We start from the raw sequence: 14,801 nt of genomic DNA, 5'->3' as shown, positions 1-14,801 counted from the left end.
CTCAAACCGCCGGAAATACCATACGAATCATCGCACCACGACCTTCATAAAAACTATCTAATGCGTCATGCAATTCCATGTAGCCACCATGATCTTCAATAATTTTACGGACAATGGCTAAACCAAGCCCTGTCCCTTTTTCACGTGTTGTTATATAAGGCTCTAATAATTTTTGTCTTTGTTCTTTAGGAAGCCCTTTACCATTATCAATAACATCCACAACCAAGTGTTCCCTTTGACGATAAGAACGTATCAAAATATGGCCATGCACACCTTTTTCTCGCACAACTGCATCAATCGCCTCACTCGCATTTTTAATAACATTACTAAATGCCTGAACAATAAGACGATTATCAAACTCACCTATAAGCGGTACATCTCCCAAATCTCGCTCAAAATGGATATCATGTCGTGCAACTTCTATCAAAAAACATGCCTCATGCAGTAACCCACGTACATCAGAAAAACTCATGTGTGGTTTGGGCATACGTGCAAAAGAAGAAAATTCATCAACCATACGCCCAATATCACCAACTTGTCGAATAATTGTATTAACACATTGATTAAAAACCTCCTGATCTTGCATAATAACTTTGCCGTAGCGTCTACGAATACGCTCAGCCGATAACTGAATAGGTGTAAGTGGGTTTTTAATTTCATGCGCAATACGGCGCGCAATATCTGCCCATGCTGATGAACGTTGTGCTTCTACAAGATCTGTAATGTCATCAATTGTTAAAACCCAAGATTGTCCTTGCCCATCATCTTCTTCCATCGTAATTTGTACATTACAGACGCGCTCTTGCTCTGCAACATTTAAAGTCACCTGCTCACGATGGTTTCTGCGCCCTGACAAACGAACAAACTCAAAAACCTTCCCGATTTCAGCACTTAATGATAAAAGGCTGTGTCCTATAACTTGTTCAGAATTAATACCAAACATTGTTTCAATAGACCTATTAATAATTGTAATATTCCCATTATCATCAATTCCAGCCACACCTGCTGTTACACCCGATAAAACAGCTTCAGAAAAACGCCGCCTTTCGTCGATTTGATCGCGAACTGCTATCAACTCATTACGCCGACTTTTAAGTTCGCTGACCATGTAATTAAAAGTTTTTGATAACTGCCCAATATCCCCATCCTTCGCACGTACAGGCACAAAAACTTCCATATTTCCAGATGCCACATCATCAGCAGCACCTATAAGAAGCCGAATAGGACGTACCAAACGATCAGCAACAGCGATACCAGACCAAATAGCTGATAAAAATAAACTTAAAAAAAGACATAAATAAAGCATACCAAAAGCAATTTGCGTTGGCAGACGATTTTCATTCAAATCACGATAACGATCTGTATTGATTTCCGTTAAACGCAAAGCAGATAATACATCTTTATCAACATCACGTACCAAATATAAAAACGTATTTGAGATATTCGTAAATTTCAAAACAATACCAAAATAATCGTGAATTCCTGGCTGAAAAGAAAAAGGCCTTTCACTGGTTGCTTGAGCGATAAGATGAGATGGTGGTATAGGCAATTTATCTTCATCACCAAGATCGCTTGAAGCAAAAATAGTCCCTGTCAAGCTTAACAAAAACGCACCACGAAGATTACGACCTGCAGCATGACGTGTTAATTGTAACCGATATTCAACTGGATTGTGTGCCAGGAGCTTTTTATTATCAAGCGCAAATGCCATAGCATAAGATAAATTTTTCAAATTTTGGAGCATTTCATCCGCATAAGCATTAGCTAAATCAATGGAAGAGCCCACAATTTGCCGAGTTGTTGTATCAAACCACCGATCAAGCCCTAAATTAAGAGCAGGCCCTGAAACGAGAGCAACAGCAACAGCCGGCAATGTTGCTACAAGTGCAAACAATGAAATAAGACGTACATGAAGACGTGAAGCAGCACGCCTTAACCGCCACGCACGCATAATAGGAATTATTTCATATAGAACAATGACTACCAGCCCCAAAACCCAAATACTATTAATTCCTATAAGGACTAGTGTTACAACTCTATTAGGTACAATAGAAGTTAACCCGACAAGAATAATAAATGAAATAGAAGCTGTTAGCAAAGCTAATACAATAATTGTGATACCCCAAAATGTATATACATTACTTAAACGACGCGACTCATCGCTATAAGTATTTTGGTTTATATCCTGGATATTTGTCACAGATGTTGTATTCATGGTGATCTTACGTTACTTATCTCCTTGTTCTCACACAACCCTTTGTGATAAAAATTGGCAATGCTATGTTTACAATATAACTAATTCAGAAAATTAAGAAAGAATTTCTACATTTTTGAAACAGTTTTAAAATAAAGTATGTTTGATTAATACTTTTCAAGGAGATGTCATGCGATTAACAAAAAAAACAAATTATGCTCTCCGAATACTCATGTACTGCGCATCTAATCAAGATAGTTTAAGTTCTATCCCCGAAATTGCTAAAACATATGTTATTTCTGAGCTTTTTTTATTTAAAATTCTTCAACCATTAGTGGAAGCAGGCTTTTTACAAACAGTACGTGGACGCAATGGTGGCATCAAATTGGCTAAGCCAGCAACAGAGATCTCGGTGGCTGATGTCGTAAAAATAATAGAAGACAATTTCTCTATGGCAGAATGTTTTGATAAAACAGAAGTTAATTGCCCACTGGTTAATTCCTGTAACTTAAATATCGTACTCAAAAATGCATTAAATGCTTTTTTCGATGTGTTATCAACCACATCCATTTCTGATTTACAACAACCATTATTACAACGTTAATAAAGAGTTGATCATAGAAAAAAAATAATAAAACAATTAGCTTAAACCAAACTGAAAAAGGAATTAAGTATTTCTATTGCAGCTATAATATTAGCCGCTGGACGTGGCGAAAGAGCAGGATCTTTACAAAATAGTCCAAAACAATACCGACTTTTAGGACATAAGCCGGTTATTTATCATACTGTGCGTTGTTTTTTGCAACATTCAGCTATCACAACCATTATTTTAGTCATTCACCCAGATGACCATCAAATATGTGAAAATGCTATAGCTGATTTTAAGAAAAATCTCATCATTGTAGAAGGGGGTACTACACGTCAATTATCCGCTTTATACGGACTTCATGCACTCAAAGATATTAAACCAGACTATGTTCATATTCATGATGGTGCACGCCCTTTTGTCGAAAGCAAGCTCCTTGAGCAAATTCATACTACTGTCAACCATCAAGAAGGTGTTCTGCCTGTTCTTCCCATTTCCGATACTCTTAAACGTGTAAATAATGCACACTATGTTGTAGAAACAGTTCCTCGTACCAATTTCTATAGTGCACAAACTCCGCAGTGCTTTCCATTTGCGCTTATTTTAGCAGCTCATGAAAAAGCAATACAATCTTGCAAACAAAATTTCACCGATGATTCAGCAATTGCCGAATGGTTTGGTATTCCTATGCGAATCATTCCTGGAAATCCTAATAATATAAAAATTACATGGCCGGAAGATCTTGAAACCGCACATTCATATCTCCAGAAAAGAGCACCTATGTTCCCTGATATTCGTACTGGAAATGGTTATGATGTCCATTCTTTTGTAGATGGTGATTATATCACATTATGTGGCGTAAAAATCCCTTTTACAAAGAAATTAAATGGGCATTCAGACTCTGATGTTGCTCTTCATGCACTAACAGATGCTCTTTTAGCTACTCAAGGTGCTGGAGATATAGGCACCCATTTTCCTCCCTCTGATCCCCAATGGAAAAATGCATCATCAGAAATCTTCCTACGCCACGCCGTTAATATTATTAAGAAAGCAGGTGGTCGTATTGCTAATGTTGATATCACACTTATTGCCGAAAAACCTAAAATCAGTCCTTATCGTCATAGGATGGTAACACACCTTATGAATATACTCACAATTTCAGCCGATCGTATTTCTATTAAAGCAACAACTAATGAAAAACTAGGATTCATTGGCCGTGAAGAAGGCATTGCCTCTCTTGCAACGGCTACTGTTATTTATCCAGGAGAAATTTTAAAATGATATGCTTTCGTGAAATGCAAACTCGTGCAGTTCTAACAACTTGTTGTTCAAAAGATCTGTTACGTACAATTGTAGCATCTTTATAGAGAAATCATCGTCGCAAATCCTACCGATATTGTAAAATCATTAGATAGATCTGATTGGTAAATTCATTGTTTATTCAAAGAAATTAAAATAAATCTGTAGCTATATGCACTAAATTTATAACGTATTATGTCATTTTGCAAAAATTTGTTTTTACAATATGTAAAAATGAAAAAACACTCAAAAGATTATAATTTCAATTTCTGTTATAAACATGAAAAATTTTGAAAATAGCACCTCAATAAATCTATGAGATTTGTGCATTTTTCAGAATATTCTCCTACATCCAATTTTCAATTTTTGATCTTGTTATAGTATAGCACACAAAATGCAATGCTTTTTCGCATCCAAGCAGCTCAACTATTACATCTCTAAAACACCGTAAATCTGATGAGCACGCTTCTCAAAAGCATTTGTAAATTTATGAAAAGCAATATCAAACATCGATCCCGTTAGTAGTTCTAACATTTTGCTTTTAAATTCATAATTAATAAAAAACTCTACATTACATGCATTCATATTTTGAATTTGATGGAATACCCAATGATTTTCAAGATATTTAAATGGACCATCAATATATTTAACCTCAATAAGATTTTTCTTAGGTTGAAGAAGCACTTGTGTCGTAAACGTTTCTCGAATCATTTTATAACCAACTGTCATATCAGCAAGGAGCAGTGTTTTTTCCTCATACTCCTTTCGAGAACGTATTATTAAAGCCTCACACATTGGTAAAAATTCAGGATAAGATTCAATATCTGCAACAAGATTAAACATTTCATGAGCAGTATGGGCAATTTGCCGATGTGTTGTAAAAGTTGGCATAACTCTCTCTATTAGGCAAATTTTTCAGCACGTGTTTTTTGTAAAGCTTTAAAGTCATCTCCAGCGTGGTGAGATGAACGTGTCAGAGGATTGGAAGCCATATGTAAAAAACCTTTCGCCTTACCAACCTTGGCAAAAGATTCAAATTCATCAGGAGTTACAAAACGAATGACAGGATGATGCTTTCGTGTAGGCTGCAAGTACTGTCCAATTGTCATAAAATCTACATCAGCAGAACGCAAATCATCCATCAATTGAAAAATTTCATTCCGTTCTTCCCCAAGCCCAACCATAATTCCTGATTTTGTAAAAATTGTTGGATCAAGTTCTTTAACGCGTTGTAACAACCGAATTGAATGAAAATAACGTGCTCCTGGACGAACCTTCAAATATTTTGATGGAACTGTTTCTAAATTATGATTAAAAACATCAGGTTTAGCAGCAACTACAATTTCTAACGCATTATCCTTATGGCGAAAATCAGGTGTAAGAACTTCAATTGTTGTTGCAGGAGTTTTTTGACGAATAGCGTGAATAACTTTCGCAAAATGCTGTGCACCACCATCAACCAAATCATCGCGATCAACAGATGTAATGACAACATGTTTTAACGCCATCTGTGCAACAGCATCTGCCACACGTTCTGGCTCATCATCATCAACCGCAAGCGGAATGCCTGTTGCAACATTGCAAAAAGCGCAAGCTCGCGTACATATTTCACCTAAAATCATAAAGCTAGCATGTCGCTGGCTCCAACATTCACCAATATTTGGGCAACCCGCTTCCTCACATACTGTCACCAATTTATTGGAACGTACAATACTATGGGTTTCTTTATAGATCTGTGATGTTGGCGCTTTTACACGAATCCAATCTGGTTTTTTCTGAATGACCGTATCTGGACGATGCGCCTTTTCAGGATGACGAACACGTCTATTCGTAACTCTATCAACCACCGTAACCATCTAAGATCTCTGCCTTCCCAATAGCAAATGCTTATGAAAAATCACAAAATGCAAAATTTTTCATATAACCTAATTATCAAGCATTTAAAACCTGATTGTACGCATCTAATACACTTTCTTTCATCATCTCCGATAATGTCGGATGTGGAAAAACAGTACTCATTAATTCTTCTTCAGTTGTTTCAAGATTCATGGCAATAACAAAACCTTGAATGAGTTCTGTTACCTCTGCTCCCACCATATGGGCACCAAGAAGCTGTCCTGTTTTTTTATCAAAAATAGTCTTAACCAACCCTTGATCTTCACCTAAAGCAATTGCCTTACCGTTAGCTGAAAAAGAATAACGACCAACACGTATATCATATCCAGCCTCTTTTGCCGCTTTCTCTGAAAGCCCTACAGAAGCAACTTGTGGTGTACAATAGGTACATCCAGGAATTTTCCCTTTATCAAGTGCATGAGCGCTTTTCAAGCCTGCAATACGCTCAACGCAAATTACACCTTCTTCTTCTGCTTTATGAGCCAACATAGGGGGACCAGCAACATCACCAATAGCATAAATCCCTTCCACACCTGTCCAGCTCCATTCATCAGTTATAATGCATCCACGATCAGTTTTGATACCTAATGCTTCTAATCCAAGATTCTCAATGTTACCTTGAACTCCAACAGCTAAAATCAATCGATCAGTTGTTATGGTTTCTGTTTTACCTTTAACATCGATATGCGCTGTAATAGAATTAACAGCTTTTTCAACCTTTATTACTTTTGCATCAGTCAAAATGCGTATGCCTTTTTTCTCTAACTGTTTACGCGCAAATGTTGAAATTTCAACATCCTCAACAGGCATAATTTGAGGCATCATTTCAACGACAGTCACCTGAGAACCCATATCATGATAAAAAGAAGCAAATTCAATACCGATCGCTCCAGACCCCATCACCAACAGTGACTTTGGTAGTGTATGTGGTACCATTGCTTCAAAATAAGTCCAAATGAGCTTCCCATCTGGTTCAATACCGGGAATAGAACGTGGGCGAGCTCCAGTAGCAACAATTATATGTTTTGCCTGATAAGTCCCCTCACCTAATGTTCCCTTAGGCACTGGATTTTGGGGCTGCACAATTGCTTTGGATGATGGAGAAACCACAATTTCTGCGAGTTGGCTACCTTTAGATGCCTTAGTTAGCTTTGCTTCACCCCAAATAATATCAATCTTGTTTTTCTTCATCAGAAAACCAATACCAGCATTCAAACGTGCTGAAACCCCACGTGAACGTGCTACAACATCTTTAATATTTACTTCAATTGAACCGTTAAGTTTTAACCCATAATCGTTTGCATGTTCAGCAAAATGTTTCATCTCCGCCGAACGCAAAAGAGCTTTTGTTGGAATACAACCCCAATTTAAGCAAATACCGCCTAAATGTTCACGCTCAACAATTGCAGTCTTAAAACCACATTGTGCCGCGCGAATTGCAGTGACATATCCGCCCGGTCCTGAACCAATCACAATTATATCATAAAGATTTGCCACAGTAATCCCTCCATGGACATATACAAAACGGATCCAGACTATCCGAGCTTAAAACAGAAAGGCAACAGGATAAATCTTTTTTTATATCCTGTTCTAAGAAACCACATGAACACCTTCATTAAATCAAAAGAAACCGTAAAATTATCATTTAAGACTATTCAGATCCACTTTTCCATATCACCACTCTTGCTACATACACAATTTATGTGAAGTACTTAATAATCACTACATTAACATGGCTAGTGGATTTTCAATCAGCCTTTTAAAGGCCTGAGCAAGTTCTGCCGCTAATGCACCATCAACAGCGCGGTGATCAGTGGAAAGTGTAACTGACATCATAGTAGCAATTGCTAATGCACCATCCTTAACAACTGCTCGCTTTTCACCCGCACCAACTGCAAAAATTGTTGCATGCGGTGAATTAATAATGGCAGAAAACTCTTTTACACCATACATACCCATATTTGACACTGCTGTTGTGCCCCCTTGATATTCTTCTGGTTTCAACTTACGTTCACGAGCACGCGTTGCAAAATCCTTCATCTCATTAGAAATAATAGGCAAAGATTTCTCTTCTGCATGGCGAATAACTGGTGTAATTAACCCATTTGGAATAGAAACAGCAACACCAACATCACAATGCTTGTGATAAAGCATTCCACCTTCAAGCCACGACACATTGGCATCAGGTACAGCTTTCAAAGAAAGTGCAATAGCTTTAATAACCATATCATTTATGGATAATTTATAAGCGGGTTTAGTACCTTCTTGCGTTTTAACCATTGGAGCAGCAGCATTAAGTTGTGCACGTAACGCCAACAACGCATCAAGTTCACAGTCTACTGTTACGTAGAAATGCGGCACCATTTGTTTTGATTCAGTCAAACGCTTAGCGATTGTTTTACGCATACTATTATGAGGTGTAAGTATATATTCACCTTCTTTAAATAGTTTTATTATTTGTTCGTCCATAACGCCAGTTGCCATTGGCTGACCAACTTGTAATGAACAAGAAGCTTTTAGAGCGCCATCCTTTAGAACTTTTTCCACGTCACGCTTAATGATCCTGCCATGAGGACCTGTACCAGAAATAAGTGATAAATTGAGACCTTCTTGAGCCGCTAGCCTCCGCGCCAAAGGTGATGCAAAAAGACGTATATTATTTTCATGTTTCTGCACTGATATCTGAGCTTGTAGTGCATTAGAAACCTGTATATCCACATCCTTTGATACCACCTTCTTTTCATCCACTGGTGCTCTCTCTAAAACAAAAGAAGACTTATCTTCCGCAATTTTAGCCACTTCATTTAAGTCTTCATCTTCTTCTGCCAAAACCACGATTAAAGTATTAACTTTAACTCCCTGCGTTCCAGCAGGAACAACAATTTTTGCAACCGTTCCTTCATCAACAGCTTCTACTTCCATTGTTGCTTTATCTGTCTCAATTTCAGCAATAACATCACCCGTAGAGACCTTATCACCTTCCTTGATATTCCATTTTAATAAATTTCCTTCTTCCATTGTGGGAGAAAGCGCAGGCATTGTAATCTTAATAGGCATAGTGCTTTTTCCTTCGTTATGCTCGATAAGTCACAGCCTTAACAGCTTCGACAATTTCAGTAATACTCGGTAAAGCCAATTTTTCAAGATTGGCAGCATAAGGCATTGGAACATCTTTGCCAGCAATTGTAGAAACTGGTGCATCAAGATAATCAAAGGCCTGCTGCATAACACGTGTTGCTATTTCAGTACCAACAGACGACTGAGGATACCCCTCTTCAACCGTTATTAAACGACCAGTTTTTTTAACTGAAGCAAGAATTGTCGGAAGATCCATTGGGCGAATAGTACGCAAATTAATTAATTCAACATCAATGCCAAGCTTTTCAATTTCCGGCAATGCCTGAACTGCATAATGCATTCCAATCCCGTAAGCAACAATTGTCACATCCTGACCAGATTTATGAATATGCGCCTTACCAATGGGTAAAACAAAATCATCCATTTTAGGAACTTCAAATTGATGACCATAAAGAATCTCATTTTCAAGAAAAATAATAGGATTGTCATCACGAATAGCAGCCTTTAGCAAACCTTTTGCATCCGCTGCACTGTAAGGCATAACAACTTTGAGACCCGGAATATGACTATACCATGCAGCATAACACTGTGAATGCTGAGCTCCAACACGTGCTGCAGCACCATTGGGACCACGAAAAACCATAGGAGTAGACATTTGTCCACCAGACATATAACGAGTTTTTGCTGCTGAATTAATAATCTGATCAATCGCCTGCATAGCAAAATTAAATGTCATAAACTCAACAATAGGACGCAAACCTCCAAATGCTGCACCAACACCCAATCCTGCAAAACCGTGTTCTGTAATTGGTGTATCAATAACTCTGCGCGTACCAAATTCTTCCAATAAACCTTGGCTGACCTTATAAGCACCTTGATATTGCGCTACTTCCTCACCCATTAAAAAAACCGCCTCATCGCGTCGCATTTCTTCAGCCATAGCTTGATTCAGTGCTTCACGTACCGTCATCGTAACCATTTCAACATCCGCAGGGATATCAGGATCACTTTCAACATCAAAAACAGGACAAACCGGCATTGATAAAGAAGAAGGAGCTTTCTCTATTTTTTTAGTTGTGGTTTGTGAAATGTTTGCAACATCTTCACCTTCTTCTAATAATATAGCAATAGCAGTATTAACCTTTACACCTTCAGTACCTTCAGGAACTAAAATTTTACCAATAGTACCTTCATCAACAGCTTCTACTTCCATTGTTGCTTTATCAGTTTCAATTTCAGCAATCACATCACCGGAGCTGACGTTATCACCCTCTTTCTTGAGCCATTTAGACAATTTACCTTCTTCCATTGTTGGTGAAAGTGCTGGCATCAAAATATCAATAGACATATTCACGTTCCCCACTTTAAACTAGAATATCAGTATAGAGCTCAGAAGCATCTGGCTCTTGATCATTTTGTGCAAAATCTGCTGCATCAGCGACAATTGCACGGACTTCTTTATCAATAGACTTCAAATCGTCTTCACTAACCCAACCTTGTTTAATAACGTGTTGTTTTATTTGATCAATCGGATCTTGCTCTTCTTTTATTTTTTGTACTTCCTCTTTTGATCTATATTTTGCTGGATCAGACATGGAATGACCACGATAGCGATAAGTCTGCATATCAAGAATGATCGGCCCCTTTCCCGAACGTGCCCAAGCAATTGCCTCGTCACCAGCACCTTTTACTGCGTGAACATCCATACCATCAACAACAATACCTGGAATTTCAAAAGAAAGACCACGACGGGAAAAATCCGTCTCCGCAGATGCACGAGAAACTGACGTCCCCATAGCGTACTGATTATTTTCAATAATATAGACAACAGGCAGCTTCCAAAGTGAGGCCATGTTAAAACTTTCATAAACTTGCCCCTGATTTGCAGCACCATCACCAAAATAGACCAATGTCACATTATCTTTACCAAGATACTGATTCGAAAAAGCCAAACCTGTACCAATTGGAACCTGCGCACCAACAATACCATGCCCACCATAAAAATTCTTTTCTTTGGAAAACATATGCATTGAGCCACCTTTTCCTTTGGAAAAGCCTCCCTGACGTCCTGTTAATTCCGCCATAACACCACGCGGACTCATACCAGCTGCTAACATATGACCGTGATCACGATAAGATGTGATGACCTGATCACCTTCTTTTGCCGCTTTTAATGTACCAACAACAACGGCTTCTTGCCCGATATAAAGGTGACAAAACCCACCAATTAAGCCCATACCATAAAGTTGACCTGCTTTTTCTTCAAAACGACGAATCAAAAGCATTTCGCGATAAGCAGCAATTGTTTCATCTTTTGTAAAACTAGCTTTCTTTGCTGTTTTGGTAACATTTGACAATGTGGCTTGCACTACCGGCGCAGATTTTTTTTTAGCCCGTTCTGCCATATTAAACTCCCTTCGATGATTATCTAGAAATAACCTCTACGAACAAAAGTTACAAGTATTATAAAATCAGTTCACATTTCGCCATAAGTGACTGTTTTAAATTGTTTTTTAGATTAATCGATTTCTAATTAATTTTTAATCTCGTCAGGAGAAATTAAAATTGTCAATTCATTTGGTCTGGAAAAGTTTAAATTCTTTCTCACATATTCATCCAACATATCTTTTTCAATATGCCCATCACGTAAAAGAGAAATACGCTTTTCAATAGATGTTCGCTCAACTTCTACTTTATGAAGCTCCTCCTCCAATTCAGCAATATGCTGAATAATTTTACTGCGTGCAGAAAGTCCGTAATCACCATGATAAATATGATAACCAAAATAGCCTAAAACCCCAACCGTCATAAATGGTAGAATAAAGCGCGCTGTAATTGATCTACGTTTTTGTTTCGTCCACATAACAGTCATGATCTTTTTAAAATATTCTATCTAATTTATGCATGACTTTGATTAACAGCTTATTATCAAAACAATCGTACGCAGCCTATTTTATACTTTATATTACCCGCAAAAATAAAAATGTCACATTTTATACCGACTATACCGAAACATAAAACATCCGCTAACTTCTGATTTTATTTCCATCTTTGTCAGTAAACCCTCCTACTAAAATGACGATAAAATCAATAAATGCCCAAATTCCAGCAATAGGTAATCCTAAAATAGATAAAGATACGATAAGCATAAAAACACCAGTTCCAGTTTTACCAACTATAAAACGATGAACACCAAAAGTACCTATAAAAAAACAAACAAGTGCGAGAACTAATTTTGAATATTGTTGTTTTACCAATGGAAAAACAGAAGTAGCAGCGCCATCTTTACCTACAAAGTCAAGATAATCACCAACTTTTGGTGAGCTTTTTCCTAACCAATCACAAAGTGCAAATCGATAACGTTCACCATCATCACCTGAAATAAGATACGTCCCCTGTTCCTGACTAATAATTCTTCCTCTCATCACCACCACCTATAAATTATTATTTACTCAATTATTAATAGAATAGTAAAACTATTAATAAAATAGTAAAATTTAAAAATGCTGTTAATATAAAGAATATAATAATTTTGCCTAACAGCTATTAACGATGTAAATCGCCCATATAACGGGCCTGTGTTCCTAGCATTTCTTCAATGCGAATAAGTTGATTATATTTTGCTAATCTATCCGAACGTGCAAGTGAACCAGTTTTAATTTGTCCACAATTTGTTGCAACAGCAAGATCAGCAATAAAAGAATCTTCCGTTTCACCTGAACGATGAGATATAATAGCACGATAACCTGCTTTATGCGCTGTTTCTATAGCATCAAGTGTTTCGCTCAACGTGCCAATTTGATTGACTTTAATAAGAATAGAATTGGCAACGCCCATCTTGATACCATCACGCAAATGCACTGAATTTGTTACAAATAAGTCATCACCAACAAGCTGGCATTTTTTGCCGATCGAATCAGTAAGAAGCTTCCAGCCTTCCCAATCATCCTCAGCCATTCCATCTTCAATCGTTATTATAGGATAAGCATCAACAAGCTGAGCTAAATACTCCACCTGTTGGTGTACATTACGACACTTACCTTCACCTTCATAAAAATATGAACCATCTTTATACAACTCTGTTGAAGCACAATCTAATCCAATAGCAATCTGTTCACCTGGTTTATACCCACATGCAGCAATAGATTCCATAATAAAATCAATTGCTTGTTCAGCACTTTTAAAATGAGGTGCAAAACCACCTTCATCACCAACATTGGTATTACAACCTGCATTCTGTAAACGTTTTTTTAGTGTATGAAAAATTTCAGCACCATAGCGAACCGCTTCTTTCAGTGTTGGCGCCCCTACTGGAACAATCATAAACTCTTGAAAATCAATTGGATTATCAGCGTGAACACCACCATTAATAATATTCATCATTGGTGTAGGAAGAAGGTGAGCTTGCGTCCCACCAATATAACGATATAAAGGTAGACCTAATGATGTTGCCGCTGCTTTTGCAACTGCCAATGAAACACCCAAAATTGCATTAGCACCAAGACGCGCTTTATTAGGTGTTCCATCCAAAGCAATCATTGCTTGATCAATTGCTATTTGATTTCTTGCATCTCTCCCACCAAGTTCTTGAAGAATTTCGCCATTAATTGCAGCAACAGCATTTTGAACACCTTTGCCTTGATAGCGCGTATCACCATCACGAAGCTCCACTGCCTCATGCGTACCAGTTGATGCCCCTGAAGGAACCATGGCACGACCAAGAACTCCATCTTCCAAATAAACATCAACCTCTACAGTTGGATTACCACGGCTATCAAGCACTTCACGCCCAATGATATCTACAATTACAGTCATACAAATTCTCTTATACAATGAATATTTTGATTCACGTTATTCTTAACGTCATTCATAGAAATTATCTACACTCGAATATTCAATGTTTTTTTGCCAAGCAATCAAAATCCATCAAAATTTCAAGCAATCTTTGTAAACTATCAATTTTAATCATATTAGGCCCATCAGATGGAGCATTATCTGGGTCTTGATGCGTTTCCAAAAAAACACCTGCAACACCAACAGCAACAGCTGCGCGTGCTAATGCTTCAACAAACTGCCGCTGTCCATTAGATGAATCACCCTTTCCACCTGGTTCTTGAACAGAATGTGTTGCATCAAAAATAACAGGCGCTCCAAATGAACGCATAATTGGCAATGAGCGCATATCAGAAACAAGACGATTATAACCAAATGAAGTACCACGTTCACAAAGCATAACATTAGGATTACCGCTTTGAGTTACTTTTTTTAAGACATTCTCCATATCCCAAGGAGCTAAAAACTGACCTTTCTTAATATTGATTATACGCCCCGTTTTAGCTGCCGCAATTAAAAGATCGGTTTGACGACATAAAAAAGCTGGTATTTGCAAAATATCTACTGTTGAAGCAACTACCTCACATTGTTCTTCTGTATGTACATCAGTTAATATCGGAAAGCCAAATTCTTTCTTAAGATCAGAAAAAATAATCATTGCTTTTTCAAGACCAATACCACGTGCTGCATTAAGAGACGTCCTATTAGCTTTATCGTAACTAGATTTATAAACAAACCCAATGCCAATTTGATCAGTAATTGCTTTAAGCCGACCTGCCATTTCAAAAGCATGATCTCTACTTTCCATTTGGCAAGGACCTGCAATTAAAGACAAAGGCGCATCATTGGAAAAAACGATATTTCCAACTTTAACAGAAACATTTGGTTTAGACATTGTATTCCTCAAAAAGTGAG

General features: G+C 37.5%; 13 protein-coding genes. 2 read left to right on the top strand and 11 right to left on the bottom strand.

The window, feature by feature from the left end:
• Position 1 precedes the first annotated feature (1 nt).
• Positions 2–2,215 carry a PAS domain-containing sensor histidine kinase gene (locus BWD121_RS01705; RefSeq protein WP_078663125.1) on the bottom strand — a complete coding sequence of 738 codons (2,214 nt, stop codon included), beginning with the start codon at positions 2,213–2,215 and terminating at the stop codon, positions 2–4.
• Positions 2,216–2,384: 169 nt separating this feature from the next.
• Between BWD121_RS01705 and rirA the strand changes: the two genes are divergently transcribed.
• The gene (gene rirA, locus BWD121_RS01700) at positions 2,385–2,798 is read left to right on the top strand and encodes an iron-responsive transcriptional regulator RirA (RefSeq protein ID WP_078663124.1); all 414 of its coding nucleotides are present in this window, start codon (positions 2,385–2,387) and stop codon (positions 2,796–2,798) included.
• A gap of 51 nt (positions 2,799–2,849) precedes the next feature.
• Complete coding sequence (locus tag BWD121_RS01695) at positions 2,850–4,061, top strand: bifunctional 2-C-methyl-D-erythritol 4-phosphate cytidylyltransferase/2-C-methyl-D-erythritol 2,4-cyclodiphosphate synthase (protein WP_346418159.1); 1,212 nt, start codon at positions 2,850–2,852, stop codon at positions 4,059–4,061.
• A 447-nt stretch (positions 4,062–4,508) separates the two neighbouring features.
• Here BWD121_RS01695 and BWD121_RS01690 read toward each other — a convergent pair whose 3' ends face one another.
• The 10 genes from BWD121_RS01690 to kdsA all read right to left on the bottom strand — a co-directional run bounded on the left by BWD121_RS01690 (position 4,509) and on the right by kdsA (position 14,781).
• The gene (locus BWD121_RS01690; RefSeq protein WP_078663122.1) at positions 4,509–4,970 is read right to left on the bottom strand and encodes a type II toxin-antitoxin system RatA family toxin; all 462 of its coding nucleotides are present in this window, start codon (positions 4,968–4,970) and stop codon (positions 4,509–4,511) included.
• An 11-nt stretch (positions 4,971–4,981) separates the two neighbouring features.
• The gene (gene lipA / locus BWD121_RS01685; protein ID WP_078663121.1) at positions 4,982–5,935 is read right to left on the bottom strand and encodes a lipoyl synthase; all 954 of its coding nucleotides are present in this window, start codon (positions 5,933–5,935) and stop codon (positions 4,982–4,984) included.
• 76 nt (positions 5,936–6,011) lie between these two features.
• Positions 6,012–7,472, bottom strand: a complete 1,461-nt coding sequence (gene lpdA, locus BWD121_RS01680; RefSeq protein WP_078663120.1) for a dihydrolipoyl dehydrogenase — start codon at positions 7,470–7,472, stop codon at positions 6,012–6,014.
• A gap of 225 nt (positions 7,473–7,697) precedes the next feature.
• The gene (locus tag BWD121_RS01675; RefSeq protein ID WP_078663119.1) at positions 7,698–9,032 is read right to left on the bottom strand and encodes a pyruvate dehydrogenase complex dihydrolipoamide acetyltransferase; all 1,335 of its coding nucleotides are present in this window, start codon (positions 9,030–9,032) and stop codon (positions 7,698–7,700) included.
• 16 nt (positions 9,033–9,048) lie between these two features.
• Positions 9,049–10,401, bottom strand: a complete 1,353-nt coding sequence (locus tag BWD121_RS01670; RefSeq protein WP_078663118.1) for a pyruvate dehydrogenase complex E1 component subunit beta — start codon at positions 10,399–10,401, stop codon at positions 9,049–9,051.
• A gap of 16 nt (positions 10,402–10,417) precedes the next feature.
• Complete coding sequence (pdhA, locus tag BWD121_RS01665) at positions 10,418–11,458, bottom strand: pyruvate dehydrogenase (acetyl-transferring) E1 component subunit alpha (protein ID WP_078663117.1); 1,041 nt, start codon at positions 11,456–11,458, stop codon at positions 10,418–10,420.
• Between the two features lie 128 nt (positions 11,459–11,586).
• On the bottom strand, positions 11,587–11,916 hold the full coding sequence (locus tag BWD121_RS01660; RefSeq protein WP_078664044.1) for a septum formation initiator family protein: 330 nt from the start codon (positions 11,914–11,916) through the stop codon (positions 11,587–11,589).
• Between the two features lie 163 nt (positions 11,917–12,079).
• The gene (locus BWD121_RS01655; protein WP_078663116.1) at positions 12,080–12,478 is read right to left on the bottom strand and encodes a TM2 domain-containing protein; all 399 of its coding nucleotides are present in this window, start codon (positions 12,476–12,478) and stop codon (positions 12,080–12,082) included.
• A 121-nt stretch (positions 12,479–12,599) separates the two neighbouring features.
• Positions 12,600–13,868 (bottom strand): phosphopyruvate hydratase, encoded by a 1,269-nt coding sequence (eno, locus tag BWD121_RS01650; RefSeq protein ID WP_078663115.1) that lies wholly within the window; start codon positions 13,866–13,868, stop codon positions 12,600–12,602.
• 79 nt (positions 13,869–13,947) lie between these two features.
• A complete protein-coding gene (kdsA, locus tag BWD121_RS01645) occupies positions 13,948–14,781 on the bottom strand; it encodes a 3-deoxy-8-phosphooctulonate synthase (protein WP_078663114.1) in 834 nt (277 codons plus the stop codon).
• Positions 14,782–14,801: the final 20 nt, after the last annotated feature.

Source organism: Bartonella sp. WD12.1 (assembly GCF_002022415.1).
Taxonomy (GTDB): domain Bacteria; phylum Pseudomonadota; class Alphaproteobacteria; order Rhizobiales; family Rhizobiaceae; genus Bartonella.
This window is presented reverse-complemented; position numbering and strand designations above follow the sequence as displayed.